The following is a 20374-nucleotide window of genomic DNA, read 5'->3' as shown; positions in this document are numbered from 1 at the left end:
ATGGACTGCCGAGAGTGGCTCAGGAGCGACGCGCGCGGACGAGGGCTCGGTCCGCGCCACGGCGTAAGCGCCGGCCCACGGCGGTGACACCGCCGGGTTCGAACAGCAGAAGAATGATCACTGCCATACCAAAAGTCAGCTGGGCAGCCACGGCGGGGCTGATGACTCCCGGCGAGCCCTCGGGAGCGAGTCCGGGCAGGGCGGAGGCGTACCGGTCAAGGACGGCCGGCAGGCCGGCGACAAAGAGGGCACCGGCCACCGCGCCCGCGGGCGAGCCGAGCCCGCCGATAACCACTATCACCAGGTACTGCACGGCCAGGTCAAGCCCAAAGGTGTCCGGGACGATCCGGCCGAATGCCAGGGCGGTCAGGACGCCGCCGAGGCCGGCGTACATCGACGAGAGCGCGAACGCGTACGCCTTGTAGCGGGTCACCGGCACGCCCATGATCCCAGCCATCAGTTCCCGGTCACGGACCGCGCGAAGGGAGCGTCCTGGCCGGCTATGGATCAGGTTACGGGCGCAGAGGCAGGCCGCGACGGTGACCGCCAGGCCGAGGTACCACAGTTTCTCCTCGCGGCCGAACGGCACGCCGAATACGTACAGCGTCTCCTGGGAGCTGGTGTCGAACCGAAAACCCGGCAGCGCGAAGGCGGGTACGCCCCTGCCGTTGGAGGCGCCGGTCAGCGTCTCGGCGTTGAACAGTATGTGCTGCCCGACGAAGACCAGGCCGAGGGAGGCGATCCCGAGATAGATCCCGCGCAGCCGGGCCGCGATCGGGCTGAACAGCAGCCCGGCCACACCGGCCAGCAGCACCGCGGCCAGGGCCGCGACGGCTGGTGGCAGCGCGAGGCCGAGACGGTGGGCACCGGCGGTGCTGGGGCCGCTGGCGAGAACGGTGTAGCCGTAGGCGCCGACCGCGACGAAGAAGGGATGCCCGAACGACAGCTGGCCGGCCTGGCCGAGAAGGAGGGTAAGGCCGAGCGCCGCGACGGTGCTGGCGAAGGCGAACAGACCAAGCTGCAACCAGAACCTGTCGGCATACAGCGGGATCGCCAGCGCGACGAGCACAGCCGCGAGCACGGCCACGATTGTGACGGGACGGCGCGGGTTCGGCCGCGATGCGGCCGCGGCCGACCGTGCGCGGGCGACGGGCGCCGAATCGGCGACACCGAGGGCGCTACGCGAGTCAGGCACGGTGCAGCTCCTGTGTGCCGAACAGGCCGGACGGCCGAACCAGCAGCACCGCGACCATGACCGCGTAGGGCATGACGGTGTCGAAGCCCTGCCCGAGGAAGGTCAGGTCGTGGGCGTAGCCCTGGGTCAGCACCTCGGCGACACCCACGATCAGGCCGCCCGCTATGGCGCCGCCGGTGGAGTCGAGGCCACCGATGATCGCCGCGGGAAAGGCCCGCAGCGCCGCCGCCGCGCTCGCCGGAGCCACCCCGGACGTCGGGTAGACGGTCAGGAACAGGCCGGCGACCGCCGCGAGGGCCCCGGCGAGCGTCCAGGCGAGTGCCGACACACGTGCGCGCCGGATGCCCATCAGCGCGGCCGTCTCCGGATCGTCGGCAACGGCACGCATGGCGATTCCCCAGATGGAGAACTTGAACCAGACGAAGAAGGCACCGATCAGCGCAACTCCGACGACGAGAGCCGCAGCCCGGGTCTGCGGGATGTGTACGCCGGCCACCGTCAGGACCCGGGCTCCCCATGGATCATGCATGGGGAGAATATCGACGCCGAGCCTTCGAATGATCTCCGTTTGGATGACCAGGTTGACCCCTATGGTCATGACGCTCACCGTGATGGCGGACCTGCTGGCCATCGGGTACACAAGCAGCCGCTGGACGACGAGCGCGGCGACCGAGGCAAGGCCGACCCCGGCGAGGATGGCGACCACGAACGGTACGTGACCATCGGCAGCCAGCCTGGCCGTCGTGTAAGCGCCGATCATCAGCAGGGCCGGGTGGGCGAAGTTGACCACGCCACTGGCCTTGAACACCATGACGAAGCCGAGTGCTAACAACGCATATACCGCACCGAGCGAAAGCCCACTGACGATCAGCTCGAGAAACAGTCTCACGATCCTTCTCCTGGAGAGTCGCTGTCGTCAGTGCCGAGGTAGGCGTCCTGTACCGCGGGGTCGTGCTGGATCTCCGCCGGGGTGCCGTCAGCGAGACGCCTGCCGAAGTCGAGCACGGTCACCCGGTCGGCGATGCCCATCACCAGGCCCATGTCGTGCTCGACCAGCAGCACCGGGATCTGCAGGTCATCGCGGATGTCACGGATGAGGCGCCCCATGGCTGCCGTCTCGTGGGCGTTCATACCGGCGGCCGGTTCGTCGAGCAGCAGCAGAGCGGGCTCGACGCACAGGGCTCGAGCGATCTCCACCCGTTTCTGGTCGCCATAGGACAGCTCCCCGGCTGCGATGTCGAGCTTGCCGCCGAGGCCGAGGAAGCCGGCGATCTCCCGCGCGCGGACCCGGTGCCGCCGGTCCTCCCGGCGTGCCGGCGGGGTCCTCAAAGCGGCCGCGACGAACCCGGTTCGAGTGAGCCGGTGCCGGCCGATCATGAGATTCTCCTCGACCGACTCGGACGCCAGCAGCGCGATGTTCTGGAATGTCCGGGCGACGCCCAGCCCGGCGATCCGGTGCGGCCGCAGGCGGGTCAGGTCCGCGCCGCGGAAACGCACGCTTCCGCTAGCGGGCCGGTAAGCCCCGGACACGACGTTGAACAACGTCGACTTCCCCGCGCCGTTCGGCCCGATCACGGCGTGGATCGCCGCCGTGCCGACCGTGAACGACACGCCGTCGAGCGCGGTGACGCCGGCAAACCGGACAGTGACCGCGTCCACGACCAGCTCCGCTGCAGCGGCGGTGGAGCGGGCGCTCATCCCTGCCACCTTCCCAACCGTGGCCGGCTTGTGCTGGCGACCAGCTCATGCTCAACCGCCACTTCGGTGTCACGCGCCAGGTACAGGTCGCGGACGGTGTCGTCGGCCGCCAGTTCGGCGGCCGAGCCGGACAGCCGGACCTCACCGGTGGCGAGCACGAAAGCGTGGGTGGCCACCGACAGCGCCATCGCCGCGTTCTGCTCGACCAGCAACACCGTCGTGCCACGGGCGTTGATCTCCCGGATCACCCGCCCGATCTGACCTACGATCTTCGGTGCCAGTCCCAGCGACGGCTCGTCGAGCAGGAGCAGCCGCGGGCCGGCCATCAACGCGCGTCCGATCGCCAGCATCTGCTGCTGACCACCGGACAACAGGCCGGCGCGCTGGTCACGGCGGTCGTAGAGAATGGGGAACAGCTCGTGGACAAACAGCCGCGCTTTCGCGCTGGCCTGACGATCCCGGACGGTGAACCCGCCGATGCGAAGGTTCTCACCGACGGTGAGTCGCTCGAAGATCCGGCGGCCCTCCGGCGCCTGCACGATCCCGGCGGCCACGATCGCCGCGGCAGACTTCCCCACCAGGCTGCGGCCGTCGAAATCGACCGTCCCGTTGCTGATGGAACCGCCGTACTCACCGATGGCCCCCGACACAGCCCGTAACAGGGTGGTCTTGCCGGCACCATTACTACCCAGTACGGCCACTACCGCACCGGCCGGTACCTCCAGTGAGATGCGTCGCAGCCCGAGGATCGCGCCTCGATAGTTCACCTGGAGGTCACGTACTCTCAGCATCAACGCCATTTCTTTCTCAGCGATGGCCGTCGTGAATGTGCGGCCGATGGGATCTGGATCATGCTCCAGGCAGCCGGCGTCCACTAGCTCCAAACGGAGAGTCTCGGTAAAGAGGTCTCCACGCGGAGACGGCGCGTCCGGCCAGGCCCGCATTCCGCGCGTTACCCACTTTGGCCTGCGTCGATCACGGGGAGTGACGACTGTTACAGCGCCCGGAGCAGCAGCGATGCGGCATGCGTGGAGAACGGGGCCAGGCCCGGGGACGTAGCTAACGGGGTGCGAAACAGCTAAAACCGGCGTCAACACGACCCACCCCCGACTACCGCTAATATGTCCCTGGGCACACTGTGTTCAAACTGGCTATAACAATCATGATCGATTTTTATGGCCCTATTCCGCCAGGACGGAATACGAACCAGCCCGTTACCGCCGGCGATCAGCGATCAGGGTCCACGGGCTGGGCGTGGCGAGGGCCCTGCGGTGCCGGTTCTCGGCCCAGTACCACACCGAAGCGGCCATCACCTCGCCTGAGTCCCGTACCTGCCGGGTGGGCTCGAACGGCCGCGACATGCTGGTGTAGCTCTGGAACATGGCCAGCAGCTTGACGGCCCGTTGCTGCGCCGGGGACAGCCACTGCTCGGCCAGCGGGAGGAAGAACCGGTTCCAGCTGTCGGTGGAGACCGTCGGCGGTCTGTCGATCGGCTCGACGCCCTTCGTCGTCCGGTATGTGTTGATGGTGTCGCAGGCGATGTCAACCAGCCTGGCCAGCCGCAGGCTGCCCTGCCCTCCCGCGATGACCTCGGTGCGGGGCGCCGTCGGCGGGGCACCGAGCGCCGCGTCGACGATCACGTCGGCGACCTCGTCCACGGGGCTGATCTCGGCGTAGCCGTCGGGATCCCCAACCACCACCGCGGCCAGTCCGGAGACCAATGCCGGTAACAGGGTGTAGGGACCGGAGAAACGAGTGATCCCGCCGTCACCGCGCCGGCCCATCACCAATGGTGGGCGGATCACCGTCACCGGGCCGCGATGGCGGGTGGACACGATCTCCTCGCAGGCGGCCTTGGACCACTCATAACCGTTGCGGTAGCCCTCGAACTCCGTCCCCCCGCAGCCCGCGGGGAGGCGTGCCCCGTCCACGTAAGCGGTGGAGACGTGAACGACGTGCGTCTCAGGGCCGGCCAGTCCGAGCACCGCGCGCAGGGTGTTGATATTGGCGGTGGCCTCGTCCCGGGTCATGCTCCAGTGGGTGGCTGCCGCGGTGTGCACGATGGTGTCCCAGCGGCCGGCCAGTTCGGGCGGAGCCGGCTCCTGACCGATGTTCCAGCGGACGATGGCAGTGCCGCTGGCCCGCCGCGCCACCCGGACGAGATCCGGTGCCGCGGGGTGGCTGAGCAGCCGGTCAGCGGTTTCGGTGCCGATGACACCAGTTGCCCCGGTGATGAGGATGCGCATCACATCTCCCGCAAAGAGATCAGGACCAGGCAGGCGTTCTGCCCGCCGAAGCCGAAGAAGCTGGCGAGCGCCGACGCCACGGCCCCGCTTCTGGGGGCCTCGGCCACGGCCTCGACGAGACCGGCCGCCGAGCCGGCAACGAGGTTCGCGACCGGCGGCCGGTCAGCCACAGTCATCCACGGAGACCTGACGGGCCACCAGCAGTTCGACGGCATGCCCGACTGTTTCGGCCCGGACCAGCTTCTCGGGCTCGATCCGGACGCCGAGCACGCGTTCTAACTGCGCGCCCACCGCCATCAGCTCCAGGCTGTCGATGTCGAACTCGGCACGCAGGTCGGTGTTGTCATTGATCACGTCGATGTCAGCGCCGAGGACATCGGCGATGGTGGCGCGGACGACGTCGGCCAGCTCGCGTTGCTGCGGTGTCATGTTCATGTTTTTCCTTGTTGCTCCTGATTCGGTGGTCAGTTCAGCCGACGGCGATCGCGCGGGTGGCCCCGGCCAGCGCGCCGTCGGGAATGTCGAGTGCCTGCTCCGGCTCGGCGTTAGATGGTGGTCATAGGAACAGGCGCTGTCGTGAGCACGAGCGTGGTTACCGGCTGTCGGTCAGCCGCCGCTCGAGCGCGGTGAGCATCTGCTGGGCGTTCTCCCGCAGCGCGGCGGCGGCAACCGGATTCAGCATGCCGGCGAGCAGCGGGATACCGATGTCGAACTCCAGGTGCAGGGACACCAGGCTGGCGCTGTCGCCGGCCGGGCGGACGGACCAGTAACCGACGAAGCGCGACAGGTCCCCACTGATCTGGCGGAAGTCGCATCGGCGGGCCTGGTGATCGAGATACTCGGCCGCCACCCACTCCAGCACCGATCCCCTGAGCCAGACCGACCACGCCGTTGTCCGGTGGTCCGGCCCAGAGCACTCGACGATCTCAACTGATCGGACATTGTCCATGCACTGTGGGTAGCTCTCGACGTCGGCGACCGCGGCCCAGCTCTGGGCGGGCAGGGCGTCGATGGACAGTTCGGCTTCGACTGTGGGCATCGGAGGCTCTCTTGAGGCGAGATGGGTCAGGACCGTGGCGCCAAGGCGTCCGCCCGGGCGGACGCCAGCGCGGGTGGCAGCAGATGGCGAAGGACGGCCCGGGGGAACGCACGGATATGGGTGATGGCGTAGGACTGCTCCACCAACGCGCAGCCCAGCTCCCGCTTTGGTTCGTAGGCTGTCTGGGCGAACCTGATATGCTGGCACTTCTCCGTGATGGCAAGTTCAATGGCCGCGTAGTGCACGTTGTGATAAAGCCGGGCCTGATGCGCCAGCCGGTAGTCCAGCCCGATCCGCACCCCCACGGCACCGTGACCGCGGAAGAAGCAGTGCAGGAAGGCCACCAGCTTGTCCCCGTCGAAGCAGGCCACCACCCGCTGCTCCAAGCCCTCGGCGTCGGACAGCGCCCGCAGGAACACCCCGTCGAGGACATCCAGTGTCTGGTCGGCGCGCACCATCACCTGCTGGTAGAGCCCAAGCATGGCGGGCAGCAGGTCCGCGAAATCCCTCCGCACTTCGATTCTCAGTCCCGGGTGGTCGCGGAAATTTCGTATCGTGCTACGCGCGTTCCGGCGTGCCTTCGCCGGCAGCGCGGCGAGGTAGTCCTCGAAGGAGACATGGCCCAGCCGGAGCTCGGTGTCCGGCAGGCTGGGCGCGAAGAAGAAGCCGGCTGCCGCCAGCTGCGGGCGCAGCGCCGCCATACACTCAGGCGCGAAGTCCTTGAACACAACCGTTCCCAGCCGGTTCCGCCGGGCGTACCGCAGGACCGCCCGCACCAGCAGCTCGGAGACCTCCGGCTGGAGCGGTCCCCGGCTCAGGACCCGGCCCGGACCGAGGAAGTTGCCGCAAAACAGCATGGGCACGCACAAAAGCCGGGGGAACAGCCTGCGTGCCGGGGCCAGCAGGCGTCGCTCGCCAGGGCCTATGACGTCGTCGAGCCGCAGTTCCCGGAAAGCGGCCAGCGGCAGGATCGCGCAGATCTCCCCCGCGCTCCGGACCACCACGTAGGCGTACTCGTCCGGCCCGATGGCGCCCTGTTCCATCGCGGCGAAGACCTGCCGTGCCCACATGGGGTCGTCCGCGGGAGCCAGCCCGTCCCACACCTGCGCCGGGATAGCGCCCACGCCGGGCAGGATATCGACAGCGTATCCGGCCGGCGCCGTCACCGCGCCGTGGCCACTGTGCTCTGCCATGGGTTCTCACCACTCTGGGCCGGGTCAAGGGGCAGGGACGGGAACGGCGCTTACCGGTCAGCTGATGCGCGGCGGCTGACCGGTAAGCGCCGTACATAGCGGCTGGGCCATCAGGCCCACAGCGGGCAGCTGGGAGACCAGACCGGTGGCCGAGGCGAGGCAGGCCGGCTCGACCGAGCTGATGAACGACAGTTCGGCGGACGGCCGCCGCGCCGACGCGGTGTCCATGCCGGGGCGGAGCCGGTCAGGTACGGATCTTTCGCCACCGAGAAAGCTCACCTGGCTGCCCTTTCCGAGGTCACGACCGGGAGACCGACACAGGCGCACAGGCCGATGAAGCCGCGCCCAGGCGGTGTGCCCCGCAGGTCCCACCTGGGCACAATGGACTGTAACAGGTCATTTACTGACTGAACACCACCATTTGGATATCTCCATCCGCAGTACCGTGAACCGGTCAGCGTTCGCCGCCACCGCTTCAATCAGAAAATTATGCTTAGAGCGACCGGCAATAGGGCGTTCGATCAGTGAGCGGCTCATCCGCACCCGGTCCGGCAAGGCAGCGGAGGAAGGCGCCCTGGTGGTGGGCGCCGACTGACGACAACGCGGCCAGGCGGGACGCGGGGAGCCAGCGAGCCGGACAGTCCTATTCTCGGGCGCTCTAAAAACAGCTGGCTACTGCCGGGCCGCTCTACGGCGTGTTTCCGAAGCCGTCGTTCGATCAGGAAGCTGTGTCCAGGTAGTTCCTGGCGGGCTGGCAAGCCGAACCGATGCCGCTGAGGCGCATCGGTTCGGCCGACAACGAAGCCAGGGCTGGCTGGACACGGCTCGCCCGGACAGAAGATTCACAAAACAGGTTCTGAAGGACTCCGGGAACCGGGACTTTCACCTGGGCACCAGCGAGAGCGATGAACCGGCCGCCGGCCACCGGTGGCCAGGACGGACGCGGACCATCCAGACCACCGACATCCGCGGGGAGCCGCCCGGGCACCGTCACCATTGTGCCGGTCATCCCGGCTGGCTGAATCAATGTTCAGCGATGATGCCCGGCCGTCGAGTCCGGCTTCAGCGGCTGATTCCAGTCTTCCAGACCTGCCAGTGCCTCCGGCACCTCCGGCACCTCCGGTGTCCCGGCGGCATATGCGAGCTCGCCGTGCTCCGCGAGGTCCAGGCCGGTCCACTCCTGGCGCCGGCTCACCCGGTTACCGACGATCAGATCAATGAGCATACCGATCAGATACGTCGCAATCAGTGAATACATTACGACGACGGTCAGCGCCAACAACTGGTTGCCGAACAGGTGAAGCCCGCCGCCGTGGAAAAGCCCGTTGGCGCCATCGGGGTTGACGCTCTTGGTCGCGAAGAGACCGAGACAAAGAGTGCCAAGGCAGCCCCCGACCAGGTGCACCGCGATGACGTCCAGGGAGTCGTCAAGAATGAGCCACGCCTTCAAACCGACCGCGAGACAGCACACCACTCCGGCCAGCGCGCCAATGAGAATGGCGGACATCGGTGTGATGAACCCCGCGCATGGAGTCACTGCGACCAGTCCGCCGAGCGCTCCGGTACCGGCTCCGAGGACGGTCGGTTTGCCAGTCCGGACGCGCTCGACCGCGATCCAGGTCAGCAGCGCCGCGGCCCCGCCGAGGTTGGTGTTGGTCGAGGCGAGGGCCGCCAGCCCGTTCGCGTTCAACGCGGAGCCCCCGTTGTACCCGAGCCAGCCGAACCACAGTATCCCGGCGCCGATCATCACCAGCGGCACGCTGTGCGGCGGCTTCTGCCGCTCGGGCCACCCCACTCTGTGTCCGAGCACCATCGCCATGGCGACAGCGGCGGCACCAGCGTTGGCGTGCACGACCATACCGCCACCGAAGTCGAGGGCGCCCAGCTTGGCAGCCCATCCGGTGGGCGAGAAGACCCAGTGCGCGACCGGCGCGTAGACAACTATCGGCCACAGCACGAGAAAGAGGATGTAGGCGGCGAAGCGCCAGCGGTCCGCGGCCGCTCCGGTGACCAGCGCCGGGGTGATCACGGCACCCATCATCTGGTAAAGAGCGAATGCGATCACCGGTACCGCCAGCCGAGGCATACCGGGCACACCGCCGCTCAGGCTCGACGGCGTCAGTCCGGCGAAGTGCAGGCCACCGAGTAAGCGATTACCGCCGTCGAACGCGAGCGAGAAACCGACCAGCGCCCAGGTGACGCTGACGACCCCGATGGCGCAGAAGCACTGCATCATGATGCCGAGTACGTTGTGCCGGCCTTGCAGGCCGCCATAGAAGAAGGCCAGGCCTGGTGTCATCAGCAGGATGAGAGCGGCGCAGATCAGCACCCAGGCGGTGGCGCCCGTATTTATTTCCATCCCGAGGTTCCTTCCCGGTCAACCGATGGGTTCCTTGGCGTCTACGGGTGCGGCTCTCCTGGAGTAACCTGATCATTCCGCGAGTACGTAGCTACTTTGGTACCGAACCTGGTGGACCCGTTGTTGTTCTTGGGGCAGGTGGCAACGCCATTACCACCGACTTCTTCGACCAATCCGCGGTGCGAGAGATCCCGGCCCCGGTCCGAATTCAGTGGCGGCCGGCCTGACGTCACGGGCAGCATAGTTAACCAGCTCGACCGCAACGAGGCCGACAAGCCCGGCCAGCGCCTCAACCAGTTCCGCGGAGATCCGTACCACACCGCGGAGCCTGTACCAGAACCGACAGCACCAGGTAGCTCCAAACGGAGATCTCGGTCAGGAGGTCTCCATCTAGAGATAGCGGGCAAGACGAAAATCGTGGACATTATCGTCATTGTCACAGTTGCCATGCCCCCCAATACGCACCGCGTCCCCGCCGAAGCGGGCGCCGTCTCCAGGAGGTCTGGGGCTCATGCCAGACCAAGATCAAAATGCCTACGAGGTCGAACCCCCACCCTCTCGGGCTCCACGCGCAGTCCTCGTGTTCCTACTGACCGGAGTAGTGATCGCCGGTACGATATTGGCGTTACGCACCACCTCCGGTGCCAGCTCGGAATCGTGCTCAGGCGCACTCGCTCTGACCGTTGAAGCGGCACCCGAGGTGTCCGCCGCTGTCCGTTCGGCAGCCGCCAACTACCAGCAGACCAAGCCAAACGTCGACGGCACGTGTGTCACCGTCCGGGTGAGCACACGTGCCGCCCAGGAGACCACGCGGCTGCTTGGCGGAGGGTGGCGAGACGCGACCGCGGGAAACCAGCCGGACGTGTGGATCCCGGACTCCACGGCCTGGCTCGACATGGCTCGCCTGCAGGAACCGGCACGCACCCTGGTACCGCAGAGCGCACCGACGATCGCGACCTCACCGGTCGTCATCGCGGTGCCGCGGAGCATGGCCAGGACGCTGCGCTGGCCGAGCAAGAACCCGTCCTGGGATGATCTTCGTATCAACGAAGGGAGCACCACCTTCTGGCACGACCACAACGACAAGTACCCCGGCAAGTTCCAGGTCGCCTTCGCCAGCCCACAGACGTCGTCGGCCAGCGCGGCCGCGATGATGTCCATCTCCGCGGTCGCGCTGGGCAAACCGGCTGGGGAACTCACCGTCCAGACGTTCCGCGATGACATGTCCGCCAAGAAGGTGGTTCTCGACCTGGAGCGCAGGAGCTCGGCCATCGCCGACTCGGACGAGGCGCTGCTGGCCTGGCTACGCCAGTCCGACGCCGACACCAGCGGAGGAGGGCTGACCGGCCACGTCTCCGCGGTACCGATGTCGGAGAACATGATGTTCGACTACAACAACGGTGCCGGCACCGACGGAAAGGCCACCCCGCCGAAGGAGCCACTCGTCGCGATCTATCCAACGGACGGGATCGCGGTCCAGAACATTCCGTTCGTTCAGGTCGGCCCGGATGGGAGCCCGGCCCACAAGGCCGCTGTCCAGGGGTTCCTGGAAATGATGCTCAGCAAGACCGGGCAGGACGCGTTCACTGGAGCGGGCCTGCGGGGCGAGGACGGATCAGCTCCGAAGCTCACCACCGACGCCGGCTTCTCCCCCGGGCTGCGTTTCGAGCCGGCGGAATCTGTCAATCCCGCGGCGACGGGGTCAGCGCTCGCCCTGTTCCAGGCTGTCCACCAGCGTGGCACGACACTCGCCGTCATCGACACCTCCGGTACGATGGGCGGCGTGGTAGCGGACAGCGGGGGCGTGACCCGGCTGAAGGTGGCCATCAGCGCGATGGATTCGGTGTACGGCGCGCTCGCCGAAGATTCCGAGATGGGACTGTGGCAGTTCTCCCGCGTTCCGGGCAGCACCGCCAGCTACCAGGAGCTGGTGCAGGTCGGCCCAATAAGAGAAGTGATCAACGGTACCTCCCGCCGGGACCTATTGATCCAGAACACCGACAGGTTGCAGGCCAAGGACAACGATGGGGGGCTCTACGACACGGCGCTCGCCGCGTTCCTCAAGCTCAAATCCGTCTATACAGCCGGCCGGCCGAACCAGGTCGTGTTGTTGACCGACGGCCAGGACGACAACCTGAGCAGTATTTCCCTCGACAATCTGATCACGAAGCTCAGGAGTGAATTCGACCCGGAGCATCCCGTGCATCTGATCACCATTGCCTACGGCGGTCAGGCCGATGCGCAGGCACTCCAGCGCATCTCCGCCGCGACCGATGCCAAGAGCTATCCCGCGCGCGACGAGAACTCCATCTCCCAGGTGATCCTCGACGTGCTTACCACGCACTAGATCATAAACTGAAGGGGGGCCGCCCGGGTGGGCGGCCCCCCTTCAGCTATGAGCGGGTTCCTCAGTCCTCCGCTCGCTCGGTAGCCAGCAGGTCCTGTAGCTCGCGCAGTGCTTCCCGGAGCTGGTCAGCGAACACGGACATCTCGCCGGCCATCGGGCGGGCCGTACTCAGGTAGAGGTTGAAGCGGTCGGGCAGCAAGACGTAGGCGATACCGATGCACCGGCTGTTGGTCGGCCCGAAGCCGAAGTACTGGATGCTGGTCGATGGCGCGGAACTGGTATTCAGATAGTCGTCCCGCATCTTGAGCCAGCCCGGAGTCTCGTACAGAGCGGGTGCTTCGGTCACCCCCAGCGCCTCACCGCGCCGCTTCTGGATCAGCTGAAGTTCCCACAGATGCTGCTCGGGTGCCTGGCCCGTCTGGCACTCTTTCGCACGTTGCACATGCCTTTCGGCAGCTGCCCGAAACGCCGCTCTGCGGGTCTTCGCATCCGCTCCGGGGTCATCCATCGCGGCCACGAACCGCAGCACCTCAGGTGTGACGACGCGCATCGCCTCCGTGCGCCCGTGCCGGTACTGTCTCGTCGCGATCGACTCGTACGTGGCACCCACGAATCCCCTGGTACGTTTGTGAGCGAGTTGATAGGCCAGCTGCACGAACGCATCCGGCGATATCCGTAGCCGCTTGGCCCGGTTCCCACCGAAATCTTCGACGGACAGGGTGGCGGTAGCCGTGTCGGCGCTGTAGGCCGCGAACGAGGCTTCGGCGGTCCGCACCGCGCTCCGAAGGTCACCATCCAGCGTGAATTCGATGGCCTCGATGGCCGGTAGGCCCTGCGAGCGGCTCCCCGACCGTTCCGGGTGCATCTCGGCCGATGCGCCCAGCAGGGCGTCAACGAAACCGAGGATTGTGGTGCCGTCCAGACCGCAGTGCTCTACGTTGATGCCCGCCGTACCATCGGCAAAAACGATCAGAGAGACCGCCTTGTCGAACCAGCGGTTAGCGCTGTCACCATGCAGGAGCTGGTCGCATGCGGCCAGGGCGTCATGGGGGATGAAGTCCTCCAGGCACATGCAGAACAGCGCGGTCTCCAGCTCCTCGAGCGCGCCCGCGTTATCGGGATGACAGGCGAGCAGCGCTTGCCTGCTGGCGGCCCAGTCGGCCCGAGCCTGGGTGGTGAGGTGTCCGACAGACGTGTCAGGCGCGGCCCGCGTCGCACCGGCCTTCACGATCGCTCTCAGTCCTGCCGTAAGATCGTCCAACGTGTGGGGCCAGCCATCCGAGCCCAGCACGTCCATGCGGAACATGTTTCCGCGGAAGAACACGACGATATGGCGCGCCTGAGACGGGCCCGGCCATTTTTCGCTGTAAGGCGCGCGGACAGTGTCCTGCACGGGCCCGGGTATCCGGGTCGTGGAGAACAGGAACTTGTTCTGTTCCATCGAGAGCGCCTGCCCCCGCTGGACGATCGGCGCGACAAGTTCCTCGTCGAGCAGTAGTTTGTAGTCAACGGCCGCGGCGATGAGCCCAGCCGCCCGCTCCACCTGTCGCCGGTCCGAATCATTGAACAGGAAAAAGAAATTCGCGTTGAGGGCTATACGGTCACGGCGGCCCAGGTACCGGGACGGCCAGAATGTGTCGAGCCAGCTGTGCACACCCACCCCGGCGTTGTACTGTTCGAGTGCCGCGTGCAGGGTGCGGCCAGGACCGCCCGGCCGGAGGAAGGACGCGACCTCGGCCTCGGTCGCCGCCAGCTCGTCCACAGACAACAGCGGCGCGCACCACTCGAGGAATTTCTCGCAGCTCGCCTCCAGCATGGGCAGCGGTACTCGCGGCAGACGCTCTTCGCCGGCAAAAGTCCGGGCGGGTTCCTCTTGGCTGTTGAACGATTTCATCCTCGACCTCGCTGGCTTGGGGGCATGTACGGCTCCTTATTTGTTGCGAAGTCCACGACTGGGCGATTCTTCGTCCCGCGCGGCCGAGAGATGTAGAGCTGCGCGTAGAGCCAGCCATCGGCTTCCAGACCTCGCGGATCCACTCCGACGGTCCACAACGTGTCCAGGACAAGCGACTGCTCCTCGGGGGAGGCGAACCGTCGCTGCTTGAATACGCGGTCCAGGTGAACGGTTTCGTATCCCAGCTCAGCCAGGCTCGCCGCGACAGGTTCGAACGGGAACATCCGCAGGACGAAATGCGCCATCCACGGTTTACGCTCACCGTTCGCGTTGACGATTCGCGAGATGGTTCTGTCGGTAACATAACCAAGACAGCCCGTCGAGATGACGAGATCCGCTCCAGCGAGCTGCTGGCGTTGTTGCTCGGTGGGGTCGTTCTCTTCCAGATCGGCATGTACCGCGTCATCGATGAACCCTGCCGCGAGCGCGTAGGACAGCGCAGGATGCGAGCTGTCAAGACCCACGAACTGGGTAGAGCCGAGGTGGCTACGGGAACGGACCAGCTCCTGGTCACGGGTCAGTAACGTGTCGCGGGTCTGCTCGTTTACGTCGAAGCCGCAGTAGCGTTCATACAGTTCGTCCATGGTTGCTCCATACTTCAACAAAGCCGCATTAATGCCATAGGAACAACCGATGTCAAGAATAGTAGGAACATGACCAAACCGCGACCTTCGGTATTCCTGAATAAGTTTCACAAAATATGGCTTGGCCAGCTGGGGAATGCAATATCCGAGCTCGCTTAACGTACTGAAATAAGCCCGCGGATCGGGTTGGGTATAAATGTGATCGAGTGAAACTTTCCCAGTGGCGTCAAAACGCACGGAGCGCGCTCCTTCGTTGATCGCGAAATGGGTGGTGGGCCGACGTGGGGTTCAGCTCGCCGGTCAACTCCTTAAGCCGGTAGTTGGTCGACGCGCGCGGCTCGTCCCTGGCCACCCGGCACTGGGCAGCAAGCGGTCCGCATCCATCCGCAGGCAGGATGCGGTTGACTAGCGCACCGACGTCAGCGAACAGAGCGGAACCCGACCGAGCAGGACAGCCTTCAGCGGTGCAGCCGGCCGGCAAACGCATGGAAGCAGCCGGCCGCGCCAGGGTGGCCCTGGCGACCGTGCTGCGACCGTAGCGGTGTTCGATCCGACGTTACCCGATCGCGGCGGCATTGCCGCAGGTTCGTCGATACAGCCCCGGCCGTACTCGACGGACACCTGCGGAGATGCTCCCTGAGCTGGCTCGGAAAAGGTCTGAGCAAGCCCGGCCTGGCCCGCTCGGAAACGCTTTCCCATTTTTCAACACGCCCCGTCGGCGGCTTCCTCGCCCTTCTCGGTCCGGCGGTGACACTGACCTACTGGAAAACTCGCCACCGGAGACACACGGTCTCTCAACAATCCGTGCCCGGTGCCGGACAGTACGCGTTTCCCGCCACGCCCAGGTAACAGCAAACCACCAGGGGGACACACGGCGCAACAATTCGGGCCGCACCTGTCAGCACTCCGTGTAACACGCTCACACACTCAATCGCCGCGGGACGATCGAGCGGCACGAGGACCGCGCCACACCCTCCTATTCTTCGCGCATACCCTTGACAACCCTCTCCTGAAGCTGAAATACCACATCCGGATCACGCAATGTAGTCACATCTCCGAGTTCGCGCCCCTCCGCGATGTCCCGCAGCAGCCGACGCATGATCTTTCCTGACCGGGTCTTCGGAAGGTCATCGGACCAGACGATACGCTGCGGCCGCGCAAGTTTGCCGATCCGTTGCGCCACATGCTGGCGCAACATCGTCACCATGTAGTCGTCACCTGCCCGATCGCCCCGCAGCGTCACGAATGCCACGATGGCCTGCCCGGTATCGTCGTCGGCCTGGCCGACGACGGCGGCCTCCGCGACGGCCTCATGCGAGACCAGCGCCGACTCCACCTCGGCTGTGGACAGCCGGTGACCGGAGACGTTGATGACGTCGTCCATCCTGCCGATGATCCAAAAATAGCCATCTGGATCCTGGCGGGCGGCGTCGCCGACCACGTAGATCGTTGGTCCGAAACGGGAGAAATAGGTCTGAACGAACCGCTCGTCGTCACCATAGAGCGTACGCAGCATGCCCGGCCAGGGTGCGGTGACGACGAGCACACCGACGCCGCTGTCCAGCGGCTCTCCCTCCTCGGAGTACAGTTCCGCGGCGATCCCAGGCAACGCGTGAGTCGCCGAGCCCGGTTTGGTGATGGTCTGCCCGGGTATCGGCGAGATCATTATCCCGCCTGTCTCGGTCTGCCACCAGGTGTCGATGATCGGGCACCGCTCACCACCGATCACCCTGTGATACCACAGCCACGCCTTCGGATTGATCGGCTCACCGACCGTGCCGAGGATCCGCAACGACGACAGATCATGACGCCCCGGATACGACGGGCCCCACTTCATGCAGGCCCGGATCGCGGTTGGCGCGGTGTAGAAAATGGTGACCCTGTACCGCTCTATCAGTTCCCACCAGATGGACCTGTCCGGGTAATCCGGAGCGCCCTCGTACATGACGCTGGTAGCGGCATTGGACAACGGTCCGTATATGATGTACGAGTGGCCGGTAACCCAACCAACATCGGCCGAACACCAGTAGACGTCAGTGGCCGGGTCGAGATCGAACACCATCCGGTGGGTGTAGGTCACCTGGGTGAGGTACCCGCCGGTGGTGTGCAGGATCCCTTTCGGTTTCGCCGTCGAGCCGGAACTATAAAGGATGAACAGCGGATGTTCCGCCTCCATCGGCTCAGCCGGGCACTCGGGGCCAGCAGCGGAGAGCAGGTCGTGGTACCAGATGTCGCGGCCGGTCCGCATCGGCGCCGCAGTGCCCGTCGAGCGGACGACGATGATGTGCTGGAGCGAGTCAAGGTCCCCCATCTCGGCGTCCACCGCCTCTTTGATGGCAGCCGTACGACCCTTACGGCGAGCCCCATCCACTGTGATCAGTGCCTTGGCCGCGGATACCTCCATGCGCTCGCGTACCGCGGACGGAGCGAATCCACCGAAGACCACGTTGTGCGGGGCGCCGATCCGTGCGCAGGCCAGCATCGCGACGACAACCTCGGGGATCATCGGCAGAAAAATCCCCACCACGTCGCCCTTGCCCACGCCGAGGCTCTTCAGACCGTTGGCGAGCAGCTGGACGTCCCGATGCAGATCCGCATAAGTGATCGTCCGTTCTTCGCCCTCCTCACCCCGCCAGTAATAGGCGACTCTGTCACCGAGACCGGCCGCGACATGGCGGTCCAGGCAGTTGGCGGAAACGTTCAGCCGGCCGTCCGCGAACCACGTGTAGAACGGCGGGTTACTGTCATCGAGCCCCTCGGTGAAGGGGGTGTCCCAGCGCAGCAACGACCGTGCCTGATCCAGCCAGAAGCCCACCGGGTCGCAGGCGGCGGCGTCCCAGTCCACCTGGTGGCGGGAGACGAAACCGGCGGGCGGGGCGAACCGCTCGACCGCCAGGAGACGTTCAAGGTCCTTTTCCAGCTCCGCGCTTTCCGCGTCTGTAGCGCTGCCCTCCGCCTCCGCGGCGCCAGTCATGCTCGTCGAAGCAGCCCCGTCATCCAGAGGAGCTGCGTTCAGGGTGCTATCTGTCATGACGTGTCCTCCTAGTGCTCGGTCTGTTCCTCAACGGGCACGGTTCGCCTCGGCTCCGGGCTTCCGGCGGCCTCTCGACCGGCAGGGCTGGCAGGGTCGTGCGCCGCCACGTGTCGTTGATCACATCCGCGATGGCGCCCGGTACGCCGCCCGCCTTGGTCACGGCCAGCTGCTGGCCCAGTTGTACTGGTCATGGCGACTCCTCGGGCCGGGGCAGAACAGGGCCTCCCGTGGAGGCGAGCCCAGGAGGACCAACCATGTGCATGCCGCCGCTGCCATCGCAAGAGCGCCTAGACGAACGGTGCCGACGAGGCGACGAACGGTTGATGCGGCAAGACGAGCGGCAAGCGATGTCCGCCTCACAATCACGCCTGTCAGGCCAACATCGCCGGCGGCAGCCAACACTCGGTGGAGCGACGCCCCGGCCCCGGTGCCGGAATGGCGGAGCAGCTTCCCACCCCGGGCATCAGCTGACGACCGGTAGCGCGCTGGAGGCAGCGGTGAATGGACATGTTACCTTGCGTGTGATGCGGCCATGCCCTAGTGTTACCTAGTCACGCAGGGCGAACCGGCCAGAACACGAACCCGCCCGTCACGCTGACGTCACATGGAGCTCGAGGAACGTCGTCAGTCGGTCTCCCAACGCGGCGTCAGCCCAGGGTCGCCCTTGGCGAACAGCCCTGACGCCGCATCCGAGAGGTAGCCCTGAGTTGGTTGCAGATTTTCCGCCAAAATCCAAACAGCCTAGAACGGCTCAGGTCCGGGCTCCCGTCCCACTGGGCGTCCTATAATTCAGCGCGACCGGCAATAGGGACGCGGCACCGCGGGATTGGGGCACGCACCTCGCCGCATCGCTCCCCATCCATCGCCGCGCGATGCACGGGTACCCCGGCTCGCCGGTCGCCGCCCACCACCTCCGGTGACTCCCCGCGCCGCCTCGTGACGCACGCACCCCAGCCCCGCTCCTTGATCCGCTCCCCTCTTGCCGGGTGCTTTTAGTAGGATAGCCGCAAGGTCAACAGCTCTAGCTTTCCATAAGCCCGATCACCTGTCGGGAATTTATGGGAGCCGAACAGCGCACACTCATCCTTTGACATTCATTTTTGGAGTTCATAACAGCTGGGGCCAACGCCGTGGCGGTATTTCCATCACCGCCGTTCGAACCGCCCGAGGACCAGTCGTTCATGGCCTCGGATACACCGCTTCCAATCGTAGCAAGGATGGAACTGAAAACCGTGAAGCAGATCAGAAGCCAGCGCATGATCCGCAACTACGAAGGCTTCCTCCGATAGTGCGCCTCGTGCTGGTCGGGCCGCCGGGAGCTGGTAAAGGTACGCAGGCCGAGTTCATCGCCCAGGCGTGGTCGATCCCCAAGATCTCCACTGGGGACATCTTCCGCATGAATGTTCGTGAGGGTACCGAGCTGGGCGTGGCCGCGGAGAAGTACATGAACGCCGGCGACCTCGTCCCGGACGAAATCACCATCGAGATGGTCCGCAACCGGCTAGCCGAGGACGACGCGGCCAAGGGTTTCCTGCTGGACGGCTTTCCCCGCAACGTGCCGCAGGCTGAGGTGCTCGGCGGCATGCTGGCGGCGCTGGGGATCCAGCTCGACATCGTGCTGGAACTTGTCGTGGACGACGACGAGGTGGTGTGTCGGCTCTCCGGCCGGCGGACCTGCCGTCGCTGCCGGCATATCTGGCATATCGACTTCGATCCGACCAAGATTGAAAATATCTGTGACCGGTGTGCCGGTGAGCTGTTCCAGCGAGATGACGACAGACCGGAGACCGTCCGGCGCCGGCTCGAGGTGTACACCGAGCAGACCGCTCCATTGGTCTCCTACTACGCCGCCAAGGGAATACTCATCGGCATCGACGCGACCGGTCCGGTGGACGACGTCACCGACCGCACCCTCACAGTGCTGAGCCAGTATGACGCTCGAGCAAACAGAGGGTATCGGCCGTAGCCGGCATCAGGTGGCCCCAGATGGAGGCCTCGCAAAGAGGTCTCCATCTGGAGATGGCGGATAAATCTGAACTGAGAGACTATAGGGACATGGTTAGCAGTGGTATGAGGCAGCCGAAGCCGGCTACGGGAAGCCGCAGGCATGCCGCGCCAGTGCCTGAGGTGCTGCTCGCGCTCGACGAGGAGTACGGCGCGGTCCTCGCGCTGCTCGATCGCTCCGCGGCGATCGCGCGCATGGTCGTCGATGTCCCGCGATTAGCCGGTGTCGACGTGGCGTGGGTCGGTGAGCCGGACGGCGTCGACCAGATCGTGCTCGGTCGCGGCGTCAATGTGGCAACCGAAGCGCTGAACGGCATCGTCGTGCCGGTCGGGGCCGGGCTGGGCGGCAAGGTCCTGACCGTTCGCCGCCCGCTGTGGGTCAGCGACTACTGCGCCTCCTCCGAGATCACGCAGGACTTCGCGCCACAGGCCGCGACCGAGGGCCTCAAAGCGATGATCGCGGTGCCGATCATGCACGATGGCCGGGTACTCGGTGTTCTCTACGGCGCCAACCGCAGCTGGACACAGTTCGGTGACCGCACCGCGCAGGCTCTCGAGCGGATGGCGGCCCGGATGGCGACAGCGCAGATCGTCGCGGAGCGCACCCAGCACGCGGCCGACGTCGCCGCTCACGAGGAACGCCGCCGGCTTGCCCTCGAGCTGCACGACAGCGTCGGCGCGATGCTGTTCACCCTCGGTGCCGGCATCCGCCGCCTCGGCA

17 protein-coding genes are annotated in these 20374 nt (G+C 66.0%); 3 read left to right on the top strand and 14 right to left on the bottom strand.

Annotated features, from left to right (window positions below; genetic code table 11):
* Positions 1 to 19: 19 nt before the first annotated feature.
* The 11 genes from MJ797_RS19560 to MJ797_RS19510 all read right to left on the bottom strand — a co-directional run bounded on the left by MJ797_RS19560 (position 20) and on the right by MJ797_RS19510 (position 9730).
* Positions 20 to 1195 (bottom strand): branched-chain amino acid ABC transporter permease, encoded by a 1176-nt coding sequence (locus MJ797_RS19560; protein ID WP_239337646.1) that lies wholly within the window; start codon positions 1193 to 1195, stop codon positions 20 to 22.
* Positions 1188 to 2084, bottom strand: a complete 897-nt coding sequence (locus MJ797_RS19555; RefSeq protein WP_239337643.1) for a branched-chain amino acid ABC transporter permease — start codon at positions 2082 to 2084, stop codon at positions 1188 to 1190. The genes MJ797_RS19560 and MJ797_RS19555 overlap by 8 nt, the downstream gene beginning before the upstream one ends.
* Positions 2081 to 2893: an ABC transporter ATP-binding protein gene (locus MJ797_RS19550; RefSeq protein WP_239337640.1), complete on the bottom strand. Its 813-nt coding sequence runs from the start codon at positions 2891 to 2893 to the stop codon at positions 2081 to 2083. Before MJ797_RS19550 ends, MJ797_RS19555 begins: the two co-directional genes overlap by 4 nt.
* Positions 2890 to 3684 (bottom strand): ABC transporter ATP-binding protein, encoded by a 795-nt coding sequence (locus MJ797_RS19545; RefSeq protein WP_239337637.1) that lies wholly within the window; start codon positions 3682 to 3684, stop codon positions 2890 to 2892. The genes MJ797_RS19550 and MJ797_RS19545 overlap by 4 nt, the downstream gene beginning before the upstream one ends.
* Before the next feature lie 423 nt (positions 3685 to 4107).
* On the bottom strand, positions 4108 to 5139 hold the full coding sequence (locus tag MJ797_RS19540) for an SDR family oxidoreductase (RefSeq protein WP_239337634.1): 1032 nt from the start codon (positions 5137 to 5139) through the stop codon (positions 4108 to 4110).
* On the bottom strand, positions 5139 to 5315 hold the full coding sequence (locus tag MJ797_RS19535; RefSeq protein ID WP_239337632.1) for a hypothetical protein: 177 nt from the start codon (positions 5313 to 5315) through the stop codon (positions 5139 to 5141). The genes MJ797_RS19540 and MJ797_RS19535 overlap by 1 nt, the downstream gene beginning before the upstream one ends.
* Complete coding sequence (locus tag MJ797_RS19530; RefSeq protein ID WP_239337630.1) at positions 5302 to 5574, bottom strand: acyl carrier protein; 273 nt, start codon at positions 5572 to 5574, stop codon at positions 5302 to 5304. The genes MJ797_RS19535 and MJ797_RS19530 overlap by 14 nt, the downstream gene beginning before the upstream one ends.
* 157 nt (positions 5575 to 5731) lie before the next feature.
* Positions 5732 to 6178 carry a type II toxin-antitoxin system RatA family toxin gene (locus tag MJ797_RS19525; RefSeq protein ID WP_239337628.1) on the bottom strand — a complete coding sequence of 149 codons (447 nt, stop codon included), beginning with the start codon at positions 6176 to 6178 and terminating at the stop codon, positions 5732 to 5734.
* 26 nt (positions 6179 to 6204) lie between these two features.
* Entirely contained in the window at positions 6205 to 7371 is a 1167-nt protein-coding gene (locus tag MJ797_RS19520) for a GNAT family N-acetyltransferase (RefSeq protein WP_239337626.1), read from the bottom strand.
* 57 nt (positions 7372 to 7428) lie between these two features.
* Positions 7429 to 7650: a hypothetical protein gene (locus MJ797_RS19515; protein WP_239337624.1), complete on the bottom strand. Its 222-nt coding sequence runs from the start codon at positions 7648 to 7650 to the stop codon at positions 7429 to 7431.
* A gap of 751 nt (positions 7651 to 8401) precedes the next feature.
* Entirely contained in the window at positions 8402 to 9730 is a 1329-nt protein-coding gene (locus MJ797_RS19510) for an ammonium transporter (RefSeq protein WP_239337621.1), read from the bottom strand.
* Positions 9731 to 10310: 580 nt separating this feature from the next.
* Between MJ797_RS19510 and MJ797_RS19505 the strand changes: the two genes are divergently transcribed.
* Complete coding sequence (locus tag MJ797_RS19505) at positions 10311 to 12077, top strand: substrate-binding and VWA domain-containing protein (RefSeq protein WP_239337618.1); 1767 nt, start codon at positions 10311 to 10313, stop codon at positions 12075 to 12077.
* A gap of 61 nt (positions 12078 to 12138) precedes the next feature.
* On the opposite strand, the gene MJ797_RS19500 is transcribed toward MJ797_RS19505, so the two are convergent.
* The 3 genes from MJ797_RS19500 to acs all read right to left on the bottom strand — a co-directional run bounded on the left by MJ797_RS19500 (position 12139) and on the right by acs (position 17589).
* The gene (locus tag MJ797_RS19500) at positions 12139 to 13971 is read right to left on the bottom strand and encodes a choline/carnitine O-acyltransferase (protein ID WP_239337615.1); all 1833 of its coding nucleotides are present in this window, start codon (positions 13969 to 13971) and stop codon (positions 12139 to 12141) included.
* A complete protein-coding gene (locus MJ797_RS19495; RefSeq protein WP_239337612.1) occupies positions 13968 to 14852 on the bottom strand; it encodes a class I SAM-dependent methyltransferase in 885 nt (294 codons plus the stop codon). Before MJ797_RS19495 ends, MJ797_RS19500 begins: the two co-directional genes overlap by 4 nt.
* Before the next feature lie 739 nt (positions 14853 to 15591).
* Positions 15592 to 17589, bottom strand: a complete 1998-nt coding sequence (gene acs / locus MJ797_RS19490) for an acetate--CoA ligase (RefSeq protein ID WP_239337655.1) — start codon at positions 17587 to 17589, stop codon at positions 15592 to 15594.
* Between the two features lie 1348 nt (positions 17590 to 18937).
* Between acs and MJ797_RS19485 the strand changes: the two genes are divergently transcribed.
* Together MJ797_RS19485 and MJ797_RS19480 are read left to right on the top strand one after the other, a co-directional pair.
* A complete protein-coding gene (locus tag MJ797_RS19485) occupies positions 18938 to 19615 on the top strand; it encodes an adenylate kinase (RefSeq protein ID WP_239337610.1) in 678 nt (225 codons plus the stop codon).
* Between the two features lie 104 nt (positions 19616 to 19719).
* The coding region (locus MJ797_RS19480) for a GAF domain-containing protein (protein WP_239337608.1) at positions 19720 to 20374 on the top strand (655 nt) is incomplete at its 3' end.

Source organism: Protofrankia sp. CiP3 (assembly GCF_917627345.1).
In the GTDB taxonomy this organism is placed as follows: domain Bacteria; phylum Actinomycetota; class Actinomycetes; order Frankiales; family Frankiaceae; genus Protofrankia.
This window is presented reverse-complemented; position numbering and strand designations above follow the sequence as displayed.